This window comes from Sphingomonas sp. LHG3406-1, assembly GCF_029637485.1.
Taxonomy (GTDB): domain Bacteria; phylum Pseudomonadota; class Alphaproteobacteria; order Sphingomonadales; family Sphingomonadaceae; genus Sphingomicrobium.
On the sequence record NZ_CP069128.1, the window covers coordinates 1,848,088 to 1,864,168 of the forward strand.

A 16,081-nucleotide genomic window follows, 5' to 3' on the forward strand; every position below is an offset into this window, starting at 1 on the left:
CGGGAGCTAAGGCTTCACGAAGCCGGCGACGGCATCCACCACCGCCGGAGCGATCGGGAGCGACGCCTCGCGGTAGGCGGCAATATTGGCGGCGCGGTCGAGCGGAGCAGCCTTGAGGACGTGGTTCACGCCTGGGATCAGCACCAGCTTCGCCTTGGGCTGGGCACCGGAAAGCAGCTTTGCGTCCTCCACGCTGGTCTGGATGTCGGTTTCGCCCTGCACGACCAGCAGCGGTACGGTGAGGGATGCGGCGAGCGCTGCCGGGTCGAGCGCGAGGACGTCGATGATATAGTCCTGCACCTCCGGCCGGAACAGCGGGGCGAGCGGCGGCGGAATCTCCGCGGCCGGGACCTTCCGGCCCTTTTCGAGCCGGTCGAGGATCGACAGGGCGGGATCGAGCAAGGGCGCGTTGGCCGGATTGGCGCGAAGCTGCGCGCGAATCGTATCGCCGAGGCGGCGGCCGAAGGCGGAGAGGGTGACGACGCCGCAAATGCCCTCGGGCGTGCCGGCTGCCTTGAGAGCGACCACGCCGCCTTCGCTGTGACCGGCCAGCCAGACGCAGTCGGCACCGGTCTTGCCGCGAATGACCCGGATCCAGCTGCGAATGTCGGCGACATAGTCGGCCGTCTTCACGGCATCGGGATCGGCAACCGCTTCCTTGCTTCCGAACATGCCGCGCTTGTCGATGCGGACGGTCGAGATGCCGCGCTGGCCGAGGGCTTCGGCAAGGAGGCGATAGCTGCCGCTGGGGCCGATGCCGTTGTTGCCGTCGCGATCGGTGGGACCGGAGCCGGGGATGATCAGCACCACCGGCGCGCCTTTCCCGGCGTCGACCATGGTCCCGGCGAGATTGCCCTTCGGCCCGGGAGCCGTGACCTCCGTCGTGACCGGAGCGGCGGCGGCGAGGGCGCTAGCGGCGAGGATATGCAACATGGTCCTACTCCCTTCCTCGCCAGCGCCAGCCGCCGCGGGTCGTCTTTGCACAGATGATCATGAAGATGACGGTCAGCGCCGAGACCGCGCTGAGATGCGCGAGGATCGAGCGCCCGGCCAGCGGAGTCAGTGCCAGCAGCACGGCGATGTAGCCGATCAGCAAGGCCCAGCCCTGCCAGGCGATCGGCAGGCCCGAGCCCACCCCTCTCGCCTTGGGCGCGAACCATTCGGGACCGTCAGCCATCGTCATTCTCCTTCGCCGGCCGCCCGCGCTTCACCGCCTTGGGTGGGCTAAGCTTGACGCCGCGCGCCTTGAGCGCCTCGCGCAGCAGGCACTCCACTTCGGCATTGGCGGAGCGCAGGTTGGCCGTCGCGCAGCGCTCGACCGCCAACCAGAGGTCGGGATCGATTCGCAGCGGGAAGGCCTTGCGCTCCGCCATGACTGCTTACTGGTACAGGCTGCCGGTGTTGACGACGGGCTGCGTGTCCCGCTCGCCGCACAGCACCACCATCAGGTTCGAGACCATGGCCGCGCGGCGCTCGTCGTCCAGCTCGACGACATTCTTGGCCGAGAGCTGCTCGAGCGCCATCTCGACCATGCCGACCGCGCCGTGGACCAGGGTCTGGCGGGCAGCGACCACGGCCTGCGCCTGCTGGCGGCGGAGCATCGCGCCGGCGATCTCCTGCGCATAGGCGAGGTGGGTGAAGCCGCATTCGTCGACGGTGATGCCGGCGACCGCGAGGCGGGCGTTCAGTTCCTGGCGAAGCTCGCCGCCGACCTCGTCGTGGTGGCTGCGCAAAGTGACGTCATGGTGCTCGAAATCGTCATAGGGATAGCGGGCGCCGACGGTGCGGATCGCCGCTTCGACCTGGACGGTGACGAACGCCTTGTAGTCGTCGACGTCGAACAGGGCCTGGGCCGTATCGACCACGCGCCAGACGATCTGCGCGGCGATCTCGATCGGGTTGCCGCGCTGGTCGTTGACCTTGATCCGGTCGGAGATGAAGTTGTTGGCGCGAACCGAGATCTTGGCCCGCATCTCCCACGGCCAGACCCAACGCAGCCCGTGGGTCCGGTCGGTGCCCTTGTAGGAGCCGAACAGGGTGATCGCCGCCGCCTGGTTCGGCTGCAGCATGTAGAAGCCGCACAGGATGAAGAGCAGGGCGATGGGCGCGAGCACGACGCCGGCGATCGCGAGCGGCGGACCCGCGCCCTCTTGGCCGATCAGGCCGACGATGCTGGCGATCTGGACGCCGATGGCGAGCAGCAGCAGGGCCAGCATGGCGTAGCCGCTGAAGGTCTGTGCTGGCCGCTCGGTGCTGGCCGAAAGATTGTTGGTTCCCCTGTCAGACATGAATGCCTCCTTATCTGATATCAAATTTATACCAAGCCGCTACACTGTGCAAGTGGGCATCGCTCGGCTAGGGGCCTGCCGCTATCGATCTGCGTTCTGGGGGAGCCCTCATGCGTCATCCATTGCTCGGAGTCCTGCTTATGTCCGCCCTCGCCGCCGCGCCTGCCAAGGCTGCCGACTGGAAGCTGGTGATCCATGGCGGCGCGGGCGTGATCGAGCGGGCGCAGCTGGCGAAGACGCCGGGCAAGGAACAGGAAATCCGCGCCGGCCTCGACCGGGCCCTCGCGGCCGGGTCGGCGGTGCTGGAGCGGGGCGGGACGGCGCTCGACGCGGTCGAAGCCGCGGTGCGGGTGCTGGAAGACGATCCCAACTTCAACGCCGGCCGGGGTGCCGTCTTCACGGCTGACGGCAAGAACGAGCTCGACGCATCGATCATGGACGGGCGGACCAAGGCGGCCGGCGCGGTGGCGGGCGTGACCCGGACCCGCAACCCGATCAGCCTCGCGCGCAAGGTGATGGAGAACAGCAGTCACGTCATGCTGAGCGGCGCGGGCGCGGACAGCTTCTCGCGGGAGCAGGGCCTCGACCAGGTCGATCCCTCCTGGTTCGGCACCGATTACCGCCGCAAGCAGCTGGAGGAGTTCAAGTCGGCCAAGGTCGGCGCGCTCGACATCGAATATCGCTACGGGACGGTCGGCGCGGTCGCGCTCGACCGGGCGGGGCATGTCGCCGCGGCCACCTCCACCGGCGGGATGACCGGCAAGCGCTGGAACCGCGTCGGCGACGCACCCATCATCGGGGCCGGCACCTATGCCGACGACCGCGCCTGCGCCGTGTCGGCGACCGGCTCGGGCGAGATGTTCATCCGGGTCGGGGTAGCGCACGAGATCTGCGCGCGGATGCGCTTCCTCAAGGAGGATGCGGGCACGGCGGCCGACGCGGTGATGAAGGAAGTGGCGGCGATCGACGGCAGCGGCGGGGTGATCGTGGTCACGCCGAAAGGCGAGATGGCGTACAGCTTCAATTCGGCCGGCATGTATCGCGGCAAGGCCGATTCGAACGGCCGCTCGGTCGCCATCTTCGGCGACGAGGAGCGCCGCTGAGGCATGAAGCTGGAGCGGGCGACGACGGGCGACCTTGCAACGCTTCATGCGCTGGTCGAGCGCGCCTATCGCGGCGAGACCGCGCGGGGCGGCTGGAGCCATGAGGCGGACCTGCTGACCGGCCCGCGGACCAGCGAGGTGGAGCTGCAGGGGCTGCTCGATGCCGGCGAGCATCTGCTGGTGTGGCGGGACGACGGGGTGATCCGCGCCTGTGTGCGGTTGGTCGATCTGGGTGACGGGCTCTCCTATCTCGGCATGCTGACGGTCGATCCGGCGCTGCAGGGCGAGGGGCTCGGCAAGCGCCTGCTCGCCGCTGCGGAGGGCTATGCCGGGGAGGTTCTCGGGGCGCGGCGGATGGAGATGCAGGTGTTCAGCCGGCGCCGGGAGCTGCTCTCCTTCTACGACCGGCGCGGCTACAAGCCGACCGGCGAGCGGCGGCCGTTCCCCTATGGCGAGTGGCCGGACGCCGGCGCGCTCTATAACGATCTCGAGTTCGTCGTGCTGGAGAAGGCGCTCTAGGTCACCATTCCGAGCAACGTCTCGACCCGGTCCGCCTCGTGCGCGGGCTTGTCCGTTCGGATCCGGCTGATTCGGGGAAAGCGCATGGCGAGGCCGGAGCGGTGGCGCTTGGACTTGTGGACGGAGTCGAAGGCGACTTCGAACACCAGGGTCTTTTCGACTTCCCGCACCGGGCCGAAGCGGTTGACGGTGTGGCGGCGGACGAAGCGATCGAGCCATTTCAATTCTTCATCGGTGAAGCCCATGTAGGCCTTGCCGACCGGCAGCAGCTCGCCATCCTCGGCCCAGCAGCCGAAGGTGAAGTCCGAATAGAAGCTCGAGCGCTTGCCGCTTCCGCGCTGGGCATACATGACGACGCAGTCGGCGGTGAGCGGATCGCGCTTCCATTTGTACCAGAGGCCGACCCGGCGGCCCGAGACGTAGGGCGCGTCCCGGCGCTTGAGCATCATGCCCTCGATCGCGGCGTCGCGGGCACCGGAGCGGATCTCGGCGAGCCCGGCGAAGCTGTCGGCCTCGATCAGGGCGGAAAGGTCGAAGCGCTCGGGATCGAGGCGCGGCATGAAGGCTTCGAGGCGGGCGCGGCGTTCCGACCAGGGCAGGGCGCGGAGATCCTCCTCGCCGTCGAACAGAAGGTCGTAGAGGCGAACGAAGGCGGGATATTCGTCGCGCGTCTTGGCGCTCACGACCTTGCGGCCGAGGCGCTGCTGGAGGGCGTTGAAGCTGGCGGCCGAGCCGCCATGCTCGTCCATCCCCTGCCCCGCGCCGCGCACCAGCAGTTCGCCGTCGAGCACGGCCGGCAAGCGGAAGGATTCGGCGACTTCGGGGAAGCTTCGGGTCACGTCGTCGCCTGTGCGGCTATAGAGACGCGTCTCGCCGCCGGCATGGACCAGCTGAAGGCGGATGCCGTCCCATTTCCACTCGGCGGCGTAGGCGTCGAGGTCGAGCTCGGCATCCTCGAGCGGGTGGGCGAGCATGAAGGGGCGGAAAACGGGAATGTCGCGCGCGGTCGGCTGCGGGGCGCGCCGCTCGCCCCAGGCGAAGAGTTCGAGATAGGGCGGGCCAAGGCCGTGCCAGACCTCCTCGACCGCCTCGACATCGACCTCGAAGGCGTCGGCGAAGGCCTGCTTGGCGTTGCGCGCGTTGATCCCGACGCGAAGCTCGCCGGTGGCGAGCTTCAGCAGGGCATAGCGACCGGGCGCGTCGAGATGGTCGAGCATCTGGACCAGCACCGCCGGCGCATCGGAGCGGCTGGCGGCCTTGAGGCGGTGGACCGCCTCGCTGATCGAGATGGTGCCATCGTCGAGCTCGCCCTCCGGGCTCGGCCAGAGGAGCGACACGGTCTCCGCCAGGTCGCCGACATAATTGTGGCTCATGCGCAGGAGCAAGGGATCGACGCGCTCCTCGGCGAGGCCGCGGATGACGGCGCCCTTCACATGCGGGATGTCGAGCGTGCCGGTCAGCGCGGCGAGGGCATAGCCGCGGTCGGGATCGGGGGTGCGCCTGAGATAGTCGCCGATCAGCTTGAGCTTGGCCAGCCGCGACCGGGTGTAGACGAGCGAGTCGAGCAGCTGCGAGAAAGCGCGCATGGAGGCGTAACGAATGCCACGCCCGAAGTTCCGCGAACAGGCCTAGTGAAGGCGGGTCGCGATCGCCGCGAGGACGGCCTGGCGCTCGGCCGGCGTGCGGGCGGCGAGGGCATCGTCGGCATGGTCGAGGCAGGCCCGGGTCGCGACCCGGCAGCCGGGCAGGAGAGCGAGCTGCGACGACAGGTGGGCGAGACCTTCCATGGCGTGGAGGCCGGCGCGGTCGGCGGCACCGCGGATGTCGTCCATGCGGGCGTGGATGTCGAGCGGGCTCAGCGCCGCGGCGCGGGTACGGATGTCGTGGAGCCTTTGCTGCAGCTCGTGGCGCAGGTCGTCGAGCGAATCATCCATGGTCCACCTCTTCTTCCGTTCCTGCAAAGCTGCGCCCGCAGGGTAAACAGAGGCTGAAGACGTGGCCGTGACTGGAGGCTGACGGGCCCATGACCTTGACAAGCAGGGGCGGCGCCGCCATTGGGGCGCCCGATGCGGGCGGCTTGAGGCCGCTCTTTTTCGTTTCTAGCATTTGGGTGCACCACGATGGCCAAGCCGGCAACCGTCAAGATCAAGCTCGTCAGCACGGCCGATACCGGCTTCTTCTACGTGACCAAGAAGAACCCGCGCAACACGACCGAGAAGATGAGCTTCCGCAAGTATGACCCGGTCGTGCGCAAGCACGTCGAGTTCAAGGAAGCGAAGATCAAGTAATCGCCCGGCCCGGGCGTGTCCCGGGTCGAGCAGGGCAGGCCGCTTCAGCGGCTGAAGGGCGCTTCGGCGCCCTTTCTTGCGTCAGGCCGCCGGCACTTCCTTCGGCAGGAGCGCGCTGACCTCCGCCACGAATCGCGCGACGGAGATGGGCTTCGACACATAAGCCTGGGCGCCCGCGGCGCGGATTCGCTCGTCGTCGCCCTGGCCGGAGTAAGCGGTGACCGCCATGATCGGCACGTCGGCCAGCGCCGGCTCCTCGCGGATGGCGCGGATGAGATCGACGCCGCTGAAATAGGGAAGCTGGATGTCGGTAATGACGAGGTCGGGACGGAACTCCCGCGCCTGGTCCAGCGCTACTCGGCTATCGGTGACCGGAAGCGCCTCGTGCCCATGGGCATTGAGGAGGTCGCAGAACAGCTTGATGTTGAGGGCATTGTCCTCGACAACCAGGATCCTGGCCATGTTCAAGCGCTCCTCATTCTCACATCATAGGCGATGAAGCCGACAAGCCCAAACGACGGCGACGTCATTGCGGTTGCCCTGCAGGCACTTGCCGTCTCGCTGGGGGACGATGCACGGGCGTCGCGACTGCTCGCGCTGACCGGCCTTTCACCCGACGACCTGCGCCAACGCGCCGCGGAGCCCGATGTTCTCGTCGCCGTGCTTCGTTTCCTCGAGGATCACGAGCCGGACCTCATTGCCGTAGCGACAGAGATGGGCCGGACACCGCAGGAACTGGTCGCCGCAAGGAACGCTCTCGACGCATGAATGCCACAGCCAACCGGGGTCGCCCCCTGCTCGTCACCGATTGCGACGAGGTCTTGCTTCACATGGTCCGCCACTTCTCCGACTGGCTCGGCGAGGAGCATGGCGTGCTGTTTCGGCCAGAGGAGGGCGACATGGCGGGCGCGCTCAAGCTGGCGGCGACCGGCGAACGGGTGCCGAGCGAGCGCGTGTGGGAGCTTCTGTGGGGCTTCTTCGGGAGCGAGATGCACCGCCAGACCATCGTTCCCGGCGCGATCGAAGCGCTCGGCACGATCGGCGAGAAGGCCGACATCGTCATCCTCACCAATCTTGGCGAGGAAGCAAGGAACGGGCGAATCGAGCAGCTCGCCCGCTTCGGCATCCACCATGAGGTGGTGTGCAATCGCGGCGGGAAGGGCGAGCCGCTGAAGGGCATCGTCGCTCGGCACGGGGCGAGCCGGCACCTGTTCGTCGACGATCTCGCCGTCCACCACGCGTCGGTGGCGAAGCATTCGCCCGACACACACCGCCTGCACATGGTGGCCGAGCCGAGCCTCGCCGCCGTGACCGCGCCTGCCGAGCATGCCCATGCCCGGATTGACGACTGGACGGCGGCTACACCCTGGATCCTCGAACGACTGGAAGGCTGACCCATGAAGACCTGCCTCATCACCGGTGCGACCGCCGGCATCGGCGCCGCCTCCGCCCGCGCCTTCGCGGCGGCGGGGTGGCGGGTGATCGGGACCGGGCGGCGGGTCGAGCGGCTGCAGGGCCTGCAGGAGGAGCTGGGAAGCGCCTTCCTGCCGCTCGCCGTCGACATGCAGGACCTCGGCGCGCTGGAGGACCTTGCCCGGCTGGACGGCGAATGGGGCACGGTCGACTGCCTGATCAACAATGCCGGCCTGGCGCCGCCGATGGCCGACCTCCAGGACAGCGAATGGGACGCGCTGAAGGTCGTGCTCGACACCAACGTCACCGGGCTGGTCGCGCTGACCCGGGCTTTGCTGCCGAAGCTGATCGCGGCCAGGGGCTCGGTCATCAACCTGTCGTCGGTGGCGGGCACCTACCCTTATCGCGGCGGCGCCGTCTATGGCGCGACCAAGGCGTTCGTGCGCCAGTTCAGCCTGATGCTGCGCAACGACCTTGCCGGCACCGGCGTGCGGGTGACCTCGATCGAGCCGGGCATGGCCGAGACGGAGTTCACCCTGGTCCGCAACGGCGGCGACCAGGCGGCATCCGACGCGCTTTATGCGGGGCTGGACCCGATGACGGCCGAGGATCTGGCGGAGACCATCCTGTGGGTGGCGAGCCGTCCGCCGCACCTCAACATCAATGCGCTGGAGCTGATGCCGACCCGGCAGAACTGGGCCGGATTCGCGATGAACCGGAAGTAGCTGACGCGGGCGCCCTCGACGTCGCTCGGCACGAACGGATGGGGGGATTTCGTGATCCGCTTGTCCCGGGCGCCGTCGAGGGACGAACGAGGTTGATTTTGTCAGGCGGCCGGTGTTGAGCGTGCCCATGTCCATCGACCAGCGCCTCGCCGAGCTCGGCATCACCCTTCCCGAAGCCGCCGCGCCCGTCGCGGCCTATGTGCCCGTGGTGCAGAGCGGCAATCTGCTGTTCGTGTCCGGCCAGGTCAGCTTTGCCGAGGACGGCGGCCGGATCACCGGCCGCCTCGGCGAGGACATGGATCTCGCGGCCGGGCAGGAAGCTGCGCGGCGCTGCGGGCTGATGGTGCTGGCGCAGGTCAAGCTCGCGCTTGGCGGTTCGCTCGACCGGGTCAGCCGGATCGTGAAGCTCGGCGTGTTCGTCAACAGCACCGGCGACTTCACCGACCAGCCCAAGGTCGCCAATGGCGCGTCGGAGCTGATGCAGGACGTGTTCGGCGAGGCCGGGCGCCATTCGCGCGCGGCGGTCGGCGTGCCGGCGCTGCCGCTCGGCGTGGCGGTCGAGGTGGATGCGATTGTCGAGGTCCGCGACTGATCCGCTCGACCCTGGTGCAAGGGGGTTCGCGCACCGCGGCCTCCACCAGGGCATGGCCTTTCCGGAGAATGGCTTGCTCGCCTTCGCCGCCGCGCTGGAGGCCGGCGCCGGAATCGAGTGCGACCTCCGGCTGACCGCCGACGACCATATCCTCGTCTTCCACGATGCCGATGCACGGCGGCTGTGCGGCAGCCCGGTCGTGATCGGCCGCGCGACCGCCGCCGAGCTTGCCCGGCTGCGGGTCGGCGAGCATCCCATCCCGACGCTCGAAGGTCTGCTTGCCCTGGTCGGCGGCCGGGTCCCGCTGCTGCTCGAGGTGAAGGTGGCGGATGATCTCTGGCGCTGGCTGCCGGCGTTGACTGCCGCGCTGGCGGGCTATTCCGGTCCGTTCGGCGTGATGAGCTTCGAGCCGCGGCTGGTGCGGCTGATCAAGACCAGTGCGCCGGCGTGGCGGCGCGGCCTGGTCGTGGCCGACAGCCTGCCGGCCTGGAAGCGGAAGCTTGCGCTTCTACTGGCCGATCCGGACTTCGTGGCGGTGGAGACGACGGCGGCGGTGCGGCCGTGGGTCGCCCGGCAGCGGGCGCGACGGCCCGTCTACAGCTGGACGGTTCGGACCAGCGATCAGCGCGCCGCCCTTTCGCATCGGGTGGATGCGCTTATCTGGGAGGGCGATGGCCGACCGTGATCCCGTGGAAGTGCGACTTTCCGATTCGTTCGAGTCGGTGGACGCGCGGACGTGGGACCGGCTGGCGGGGAGCGACGATCCGTTCCTGAGCCACGCCTTCTTCGCCGCGCTGGAAGCGTCGGGCAGTGTTGGCGAGGACACCGGATGGAGTCCGCTCCCTCTGACGGTGGCGCGCGGCGACGAAACGGTCGGCGCGGCGCCGGCCTTCCTCAAGACCCACAGCCAGGGCGAATATGTGTTCGATCATGGCTGGGCCGATGCCTGGGCGCGCGCAGGCGGCGACTATTATCCCAAGCTGCAGATCGCGGTGCCGTTCACGCCGGTGGTCGGGCGGCGGCTGCTTGGGCCGGAGCCGGCGCTGGTGCTGGCGGGCGCCGAGACACTGGTGCGGCAGAACGGGCTGTCGTCGGCCCACGTCACCTTCCTGACCGAGGCCGAAGCCGCTGCGGCGGAGGAGCGGGGCTGGCTGGTGCGGCACGGGGTGCAATATCATTGGCGCCACGCCGGCGAAGCGGATTTCGACGGCTTCCTCGGCCGGTGCAGCAGCCGCAAGCGCAAGGCCATCCGCAGGGAGCGGGCGGCGGCGCGGGAGGGACTGACCTTCCGGCAGCTGCGCGGCGCCGAGATCGGTCCGGCCGAGATGGACGCCATGTGGGGCTTCTACCAGGATACCGGCAGTCGGAAGTGGGGACAGCCCTATCTCACCCACGCCTTCTTCGCGGAAGCGGTGGAGCGATTGGGCGACCAGCTCTTGCTGTTCCTGGCGGAGCGGGACGGCCGACCGATCGCGGGGGCCCTCAACTGGGTCGGCGCCGATACGCTCTTCGGGCGCTACTGGGGGTGCAGCGAGGAGGTGCCGTTCCTGCACTTCGAGCTTTGCTATTATCAGGCGATCGAATGGGCGATCGCGCATAGCCTGGCGACGGTGCAGGCGGGCGCGCAGGGCGAACACAAGCTGGCGCGCGGTTATGAGCCGGTGCTGACCTACAGCGCCCACTTCATTCCGCATGGCGGGTTCAGGGCGGCAGTGGCGGAGTTTCTCGAGCGGGAGCGCGAGGCAGTGGCCTTCGAGCTGGAAGCCATGCGGGGGGAATTACCCTTTCGGAAAGACTGACGTCGTCCCGGCGAAGTCCAGTACCTCAGGCAAAGGCCGCTTCACGAGGTCCCGACAGTCCCGAGGAGCCATGGCATAAAGAAAAGGCCCGCCGGAGAGCTTCTCCGGCGGGCCCTCTTGCCCCTCGCGTGGAAGCGAGTGTCCCTTAGCCCTGAAGCGGCGAAAGGTTCACCGCGGCATGCTTGCCGCGACGGTCGACTTCGAGCTCGAACTCGAGCCGGTCGCCCTCGTTGAGGCTGGTCATGCCGGCGCGCTCGACGGCCGAGATGTGCACGAAGGCATCCGGCTGTCCGTCGTCGCGCTGGATGAAGCCGAAGCCCTTCATCGCATTGAAGAACTTGACGGTGCCTGAAGCCTTTTCGCCGGTCAGCTGACGCTGCGGCGCGGCCTCGGCGCGCTCCACCGCGAGCGGCTCGCCGTCGATGCGCAGGTTGGTCGCGGAGACGCGGCCGCCACGATCGACGAGCGTGAACTCGAGCGGCTGGCCGTCGGCCAGGTCGGTGAGACCCGCCTGCTCGACCGCCGAGATGTGGACGAACACGTCCTCACCGCCATCGTCACGGACGATGAAGCCGAAGCCCTTTTGCGGGTTGAAGAATTTGACGACGCCCTTGCCTTCGCCGACGACCTGCGGGGGCATTCCACCACCACCGCCGCCACCACCGCGGAAGCCGCCGCCGCCGCCGCCGCCGAAGCGGCCACCACCGCCACCGCCGCCGAAGCGATCGCCGCCGCCACCGCCGAAGCCGCCGCCGCCACCACGGTAGCCACCGCCACCGCCGCCGCCACCGCCGAAGCGATCGCCGCCGCCGCGAAAGCCACCGCCACCGCCGCCGCCGAATCGGTCACCACCACCGGCAAAACCGCCGCCGCCACCGAAGTCCGGCGTTCCACCACCGTAGAAATCGCCGCCGCCGCCGCCGAAATCACCCTTGCTATCGCGTCCGCGACCGCCCCGGTCGCCCTTACGCCCTCGATCGTAACCCATGCCCGTGCAAACTTCCTCGAACCCGATTCTCTTCAAACCAACGCGCTGGGCTCAAAGGCGCAACCGGTCATGGAATGCCATTCAGACATGATTCCGATCCGGAGCTTACAGGAAAAAACCGCATTCCTCTAGCCGTTTGTCTCGCCACTTCCGTCAGGACCCGTTAAGCGGGACTGAGACAGGGGTCCGTGCATATCCATGGCTATTCATTTCCACGAAGAAGATCTGCCCTCGACCGAGCTGTTCGGGGCGGGGTCGATCGCCGTCGACACCGAGGCGATGGGGCTCCATCCGGGCCGCGACCGGTTGTGCCTCGTGCAATTGTCCGACGGGCAGGGTGACGAGCATCTCGTCCGATTCTCGCCGGGCAGCGATTATGCCGCGCCGAACCTCAAGGCGCTGCTCGGCGATCAGAACCGCCTGAAGCTGTATCACTTCGCCCGGTTCGATATCGCGATCATGAAGCACTATCTCGGGATCATGGCCGCGCCGCTCTACTGCACCCGCACCGCCTCGCGGCTGGTGCGCACCTATACCGACCGGCATGGGCTGAAGGAGCTGGTGAAGGAACTGCTTGGGACCGACCTCAACAAGCAGCAGCAGACCAGCGACTGGGGCGGACCCGAGCTGAACGACGCGCAGCGCGACTATGCTGCGAGCGACGTTCGTTACCTTCATGCGCTCAAGGAGAAGCTCGACCAGCGGCTCGCGCGCGAGGGGCGGACGGCGCTGGCGCAGGCCTGCTTCGACTTCCTCCCGGCCCGGGCCGAGCTCGACCTCGCCGGCTGGCCCGAAGAGGACATCTTCGCGCACAGCTGATGAGCGAGGCCGCCAACCTCCAGCGCGAACGCGCGCAGCACTGGGCGGAGCCCGGTAGCCGGCACGATAAGCTCGTCGGCACGCTGAAGATCGCCCTGCCGGCGGCCGTCGGCGTGATCGCGGCCGTTTTCCTGACCCTGCCGCTGACCCAGCAGCAGGAGGTCAGCTTCATCCTCGACAAGAAGGACGTCGTGCGGGCCGAGGAACGGATGAAGATCGAGTCGGCGCGCTACAGCGGCACCGACAACGAAGGACAGCCCTTCCTTCTGGTTGCCAACCGTGCGGTTCAGCAGACCAGCGACGTGCCGGTGGTCGACATTACCGGCATGATGGCGCGGCTCGGACTGCGCCAGGGACCGGCGACCATCCAGGCGCTGCGTGGACGCTACAACCTCGACCGCCAGCAGGTGGCGGTGAGCGGGCCGGTGCGGGTCAGCGGTCCGGAAGGCGAGCAACTGCTCACCCGCGACGTGCTGGTCGACCTCAAGAGCCGCCAGGTGCGCAGCACCGGCGAAGTCAATGGCCGCATGCCGGTCGGCACCTTCAACGCCGACAGCCTGTCGGCCGATCTCGGTACCAAACAGGTGGCGCTGAACGGCGACGTCACCGGCCAGCTCAAGCTCGGTGACTATTCGGCGGGGCGGATGCGGGCCGATCTCGAGAACAGGATCGTCGTGCTTGACGGCGGCGCCCGGTTGAAAATCAGGCCCGGGACCGTCAGATGAGCGCCATGGGGAGCCTTCGCACCTTTGCCGTCGCCTTCGCGCTGACCAGTGCCACCGCCGGCGGGGTTGCGCTCGCGCAGACGCAGGGCGGGCCGGTGTCGGCGCTGAAGGGGCACAACAGCAACGCGCCGATCGATGTCGCAAGCGACCGGATCGAAGTGCAGGACCGCGCCGACCGCGCCATCTTCGCCGGCAACGTCAAGGTCCGCCAGGCCGAGTTGACGCTCGACACACAGCGGCTGACGGTCGCCTACACCAGCACGGGCAATCTGCAGATCGACCGTCTCGACGCCAGCGGCGGCGTGGTGGTGCGCTCGCCGTCGGAGACCGCGCGCGGCAATTTCGGAGTCTACGATCTCAATCGCAGAATCATCACGTTGATCGGCGCGGTGCAGCTCGAGCGCGGCGAGTCACGCATCTCCGGCGCTCGCCTGACCATCGATCTCGACAGCGGCCGGGCTGTGGTCGACGGCGGACCGGCGGGCGTCGGCGAGTCGGGCGGCCGGGTGACGGGCCGCTTCACCGTTCCCCAGCGCCGCGGCAGCTGAGCCGTGAACGAGGCCAGCGCCATTCCCCTGACGGCGGACAGCGCCGGGCCAGCGGCGATGCGCGGCCTCGAAGTCTGCAGCATCGCCAAGAGCTACGACAAGCGCCAGGTGCTTCGCGACGTCAGCCTGGAAGTGCATCGCGGCGAGGTGGTCGGTCTGCTTGGTCCCAACGGCGCCGGCAAGACGACCTGCTTCTATTCGGTCATGGGGCTGGTGAAGCCCGACCAGGGCCGGATCATGATGGACGGGCGGGACATCACCCCGCTGCCCATGTACCGCCGCGCGATCCTCGGCCTCGGCTATCTGCCGCAGGAGACCAGCATCTTCCGCGGACTGACGGTCGAGCAGAACATCCTGGCGGTGCTGGAGGTGGCCGAGCCTGACCGGAGCGCGCGCGAGGCGCGGCTCGAGCAACTGCTCGGCGAGTTCGGGTTGACCGGACTGCGCGCCTCGCCGGCCATGGCCCTGTCTGGCGGTGAGCGGCGGCGTTGCGAGATCGCCCGCGCGCTTGCGGCGGACCCCAAGATCATGCTGCTGGACGAACCGTTCGCCGGCATCGACCCGATCTCGATCGCCGACATCCGCGACCTGGTGAAGGACCTGAAGAGCCGCGACATCGGCGTGCTCATCACCGACCACAATGTCCGCGAGACCCTCGACATCGTTGATCGCGCCTGCATCATCTACGACGGCCAGGTGCTGTTCGCCGGGACCCCGGAAGCCCTGGTCGCCGACCAGGATGTCCGGCGGCTCTACCTCGGCGAAAGCTTCGAGCTCTAGGACAGGCGGTCGTGGGCCTGGGCCCCGGACTTCACCTCCGCCAATCCCAGTCGCTGGTGATGAGCCAGCAGTTGCAGCAGGCGATCAAGCTGCTGCAACTCACCAACCTCGAAGTCCAGTCGGCGATCGCCGAGGAACTCGCGCGCAATCCCCTGCTGGAAGTCGGCGGCGACGGCGACGTGGTGGTGCGCGAGGATGTCGAGTTCGGCGACGCCGCGCCCGACCCGCGCGGGGCGGACGAGCTTAGCGGGCACGGCGACGAGGCGCTCGATTCGGACTGGCAGGAGGCGGCCGGGGAGACCGATGCCGCCTACGAAATCGGTGGCGGTTCGGGCGGCAACGACGAGGGCTTCGACTTCGACCGGCTGGAAAGCTGCGAAACCGGGCTGTGCGAGCATCTGATGGTGCAGCTGCACGGTTCCGGCGGCGCGGCCGGCCGCGCGGCCGAGGCGATCGTCCACGAACTGGAAGAGACCGGCTGGCTGACGACCCCGCTCAAGGACATCGCCACGGCGCTGGAGCTGCCGCTCAGGGATGTCGAGGCCGGGCTGAGACTGGTGCAGGGGCTGGATCCGGCGGGCGTCGGCGCGCGCAACCTGGCGGAGTGCCTGGCGCTGCAGGCCAGGGCGGCCGACCGCTACGATCCGGCCATGGCGCGGCTGATCGCCAACCTCGACCTGCTGTCGCGTGGGGCAACCACGGCGCTGAAGCGCATCTGCGGGGTGGATGACGAGGATCTCGCCGACATGATCGCCGAGCTTCGCGCCTATGATCCCAAGCCCGGCTGCCGCTTCGCCGCCGAGCCGGCCACGGCGACCGAGCCGGATGTGCTGGTGCGGCGGACCCGCGCCGGTTTTGCGGTCGAGCTCAATCCCGCGACCCTGCCGCGTGTGCTGGTCAACCGCCGCTATCATGCCGAGCTCAAGGCTTCGGCGGCGGGAGACAAGCAGAGCAGGGCGTGGCTGTCGGAGCATTACCAGAGCGCGTCATGGCTGGTGCGGGCGCTCGACCAGCGGGCGCGGACGATCGTGCGCATCGTCAGCGCCATCGTCGAATGCCAGCGCGGCTTCTTCGAGCAGGGGGTGTCCGCGCTCCGCCCGCTGACCATGGGCAAGGTCGCCGAGATGGTCGAGATGCACGAGAGCACGGTCAGCCGAGTCGCCAGCGCCAAGACCTTGCTGTGCGAGCATGGCCTGTTCGAGCTGCGGAGCTTCTTCTCCAGCGGCGTGGCCGCGGAAGATGGCGAGGGGGCGAGCGCCGAGGCGGTGAAGAAGGCGATCCAGCGGCTGGTCGCGGCCGAGACCGAAGTGCTGAGCGATGACCAACTGGTCGAGTTGCTGAAGGAGCAGGGCTTCGTCCTGGCACGGCGCACCGTCGCCAAATATCGCGAGGCGGTCGGGATCGGGTCGAGCGTGCAGCGGCGGCGGCAGCGGGCGATCTCGGGGCGGGCAGCCTAGCTGCCCTGGCGTCCTTCGACTTCGCTCAGGACGGACG

Annotated in this window: 22 protein-coding genes; 14 read left to right on the top strand and 8 right to left on the bottom strand. The window is 68.5% G+C overall.

Features of this window, described 5'->3' with window-relative positions:
- Positions 1 to 6: 6 nt before the first annotated feature.
- From JOY29_RS08960 to JOY29_RS08975, 4 genes are read right to left on the bottom strand one after another with little or no spacing between them, the layout of a single operon-like run.
- Positions 7 to 933: an alpha/beta fold hydrolase gene (locus JOY29_RS08960; RefSeq protein ID WP_300973182.1), complete on the bottom strand. Its 927-nt coding sequence runs from the start codon at positions 931 to 933 to the stop codon at positions 7 to 9.
- A 4-nt stretch (positions 934 to 937) separates the two neighbouring features.
- A complete protein-coding gene (locus JOY29_RS08965) occupies positions 938 to 1,177 on the bottom strand; it encodes a hypothetical protein (RefSeq protein WP_300973183.1) in 240 nt (79 codons plus the stop codon).
- Positions 1,170 to 1,373: a toxin-antitoxin system HicB family antitoxin gene (locus JOY29_RS08970; protein WP_300973184.1), complete on the bottom strand. Its 204-nt coding sequence runs from the start codon at positions 1,371 to 1,373 to the stop codon at positions 1,170 to 1,172. The genes JOY29_RS08965 and JOY29_RS08970 overlap by 8 nt, the downstream gene beginning before the upstream one ends.
- 6 nt (positions 1,374 to 1,379) lie before the next feature.
- Complete coding sequence (locus tag JOY29_RS08975) at positions 1,380 to 2,288, bottom strand: SPFH domain-containing protein (RefSeq protein ID WP_300973185.1); 909 nt, start codon at positions 2,286 to 2,288, stop codon at positions 1,380 to 1,382.
- Between the two features lie 110 nt (positions 2,289 to 2,398).
- On the opposite strand from JOY29_RS08975, the gene JOY29_RS08980 reads away from it, so the two are divergent.
- Together JOY29_RS08980 and JOY29_RS08985 are read left to right on the top strand one after the other, a co-directional pair.
- Positions 2,399 to 3,391 carry an isoaspartyl peptidase/L-asparaginase family protein gene (locus tag JOY29_RS08980; protein ID WP_300973186.1) on the top strand — a complete coding sequence of 331 codons (993 nt, stop codon included), beginning with the start codon at positions 2,399 to 2,401 and terminating at the stop codon, positions 3,389 to 3,391.
- 3 nt (positions 3,392 to 3,394) lie between these two features.
- Positions 3,395 to 3,910, top strand: coding sequence for a GNAT family N-acetyltransferase (locus JOY29_RS08985; RefSeq protein ID WP_300973187.1), 516 nt, complete (start codon positions 3,395 to 3,397; stop codon positions 3,908 to 3,910).
- Here the strand turns inward: JOY29_RS08985 and JOY29_RS08990 are convergent.
- Complete coding sequence (locus JOY29_RS08990; RefSeq protein WP_300973188.1) at positions 3,907 to 5,496, bottom strand: cisplatin damage response ATP-dependent DNA ligase; 1,590 nt, start codon at positions 5,494 to 5,496, stop codon at positions 3,907 to 3,909. The two genes, JOY29_RS08985 and JOY29_RS08990, sit on opposite strands and share 4 nt — an antisense overlap.
- 42 nt (positions 5,497 to 5,538) lie before the next feature.
- The gene (locus JOY29_RS08995) at positions 5,539 to 5,844 is read right to left on the bottom strand and encodes a hypothetical protein (RefSeq protein ID WP_300973189.1); all 306 of its coding nucleotides are present in this window, start codon (positions 5,842 to 5,844) and stop codon (positions 5,539 to 5,541) included.
- Between the two features lie 186 nt (positions 5,845 to 6,030).
- Here JOY29_RS08995 and rpmG point away from each other — a divergent pair, with 186 nt between their 5' ends.
- On the top strand, positions 6,031 to 6,198 hold the full coding sequence (gene rpmG / locus JOY29_RS09000; protein ID WP_300973190.1) for a 50S ribosomal protein L33: 168 nt from the start codon (positions 6,031 to 6,033) through the stop codon (positions 6,196 to 6,198).
- A gap of 81 nt (positions 6,199 to 6,279) precedes the next feature.
- Here the strand turns inward: rpmG and JOY29_RS09005 are convergent, their stop codons facing one another.
- A complete protein-coding gene (locus JOY29_RS09005) occupies positions 6,280 to 6,660 on the bottom strand; it encodes a response regulator (RefSeq protein ID WP_300973191.1) in 381 nt (126 codons plus the stop codon).
- A gap of 33 nt (positions 6,661 to 6,693) precedes the next feature.
- Between JOY29_RS09005 and JOY29_RS09010 the strand changes: the two genes are divergently transcribed.
- The 6 genes from JOY29_RS09010 (at position 6,694) to JOY29_RS09035 (ending at position 10,727) form a co-directional block, all read left to right on the top strand.
- Complete coding sequence (locus JOY29_RS09010) at positions 6,694 to 6,966, top strand: DUF3572 domain-containing protein (protein ID WP_300973192.1); 273 nt, start codon at positions 6,694 to 6,696, stop codon at positions 6,964 to 6,966.
- A complete protein-coding gene (locus JOY29_RS09015; RefSeq protein ID WP_300973194.1) occupies positions 6,963 to 7,592 on the top strand; it encodes an HAD family hydrolase in 630 nt (209 codons plus the stop codon). Before JOY29_RS09010 ends, JOY29_RS09015 begins: the two co-directional genes overlap by 4 nt.
- Positions 7,593 to 7,595: 3 nt before the next feature.
- On the top strand, positions 7,596 to 8,336 hold the full coding sequence (locus JOY29_RS09020) for an SDR family NAD(P)-dependent oxidoreductase (RefSeq protein WP_300973195.1): 741 nt from the start codon (positions 7,596 to 7,598) through the stop codon (positions 8,334 to 8,336).
- Between the two features lie 127 nt (positions 8,337 to 8,463).
- Positions 8,464 to 8,928, top strand: a complete 465-nt coding sequence (locus JOY29_RS09025) for a RidA family protein (RefSeq protein ID WP_300973196.1) — start codon at positions 8,464 to 8,466, stop codon at positions 8,926 to 8,928.
- Positions 8,909 to 9,613: a glycerophosphodiester phosphodiesterase family protein gene (locus JOY29_RS09030; protein ID WP_300973197.1), complete on the top strand. Its 705-nt coding sequence runs from the start codon at positions 8,909 to 8,911 to the stop codon at positions 9,611 to 9,613. Before JOY29_RS09025 ends, JOY29_RS09030 begins: the two co-directional genes overlap by 20 nt.
- Positions 9,600 to 10,727: a GNAT family N-acetyltransferase gene (locus JOY29_RS09035; RefSeq protein WP_300973198.1), complete on the top strand. Its 1,128-nt coding sequence runs from the start codon at positions 9,600 to 9,602 to the stop codon at positions 10,725 to 10,727. Before JOY29_RS09030 ends, JOY29_RS09035 begins: the two co-directional genes overlap by 14 nt.
- 145 nt (positions 10,728 to 10,872) lie before the next feature.
- Here JOY29_RS09035 and JOY29_RS09040 read toward each other — a convergent pair whose 3' ends face one another.
- On the bottom strand, positions 10,873 to 11,715 hold the full coding sequence (locus tag JOY29_RS09040) for a cold-shock protein (protein ID WP_300973199.1): 843 nt from the start codon (positions 11,713 to 11,715) through the stop codon (positions 10,873 to 10,875).
- A 198-nt stretch (positions 11,716 to 11,913) separates the two neighbouring features.
- Between JOY29_RS09040 and JOY29_RS09045 the strand changes: the two genes are divergently transcribed.
- Genes JOY29_RS09045 through rpoN form a run of 5 tightly spaced genes read left to right on the top strand, consistent with a single transcriptional unit; the run spans position 11,914 to position 16,044 of the window.
- Entirely contained in the window at positions 11,914 to 12,534 is a 621-nt protein-coding gene (locus JOY29_RS09045) for a ribonuclease D (RefSeq protein WP_300973200.1), read from the top strand.
- Complete coding sequence (lptC, locus tag JOY29_RS09050) at positions 12,534 to 13,259, top strand: LPS export ABC transporter periplasmic protein LptC (RefSeq protein ID WP_300973201.1); 726 nt, start codon at positions 12,534 to 12,536, stop codon at positions 13,257 to 13,259. The genes JOY29_RS09045 and lptC overlap by 1 nt, the downstream gene beginning before the upstream one ends.
- Before the next feature lie 5 nt (positions 13,260 to 13,264).
- Positions 13,265 to 13,807 carry an LptA/OstA family protein gene (locus tag JOY29_RS09055; protein ID WP_300973202.1) on the top strand — a complete coding sequence of 181 codons (543 nt, stop codon included), beginning with the start codon at positions 13,265 to 13,267 and terminating at the stop codon, positions 13,805 to 13,807.
- Positions 13,808 to 13,864: 57 nt separating this feature from the next.
- A complete protein-coding gene (lptB, locus tag JOY29_RS09060; RefSeq protein ID WP_300975515.1) occupies positions 13,865 to 14,587 on the top strand; it encodes an LPS export ABC transporter ATP-binding protein in 723 nt (240 codons plus the stop codon).
- Positions 14,588 to 14,598: 11 nt separating this feature from the next.
- Positions 14,599 to 16,044 carry an RNA polymerase factor sigma-54 gene (rpoN, locus tag JOY29_RS09065; RefSeq protein ID WP_300973203.1) on the top strand — a complete coding sequence of 482 codons (1,446 nt, stop codon included), beginning with the start codon at positions 14,599 to 14,601 and terminating at the stop codon, positions 16,042 to 16,044.
- Positions 16,045 to 16,081: the final 37 nt, after the last annotated feature.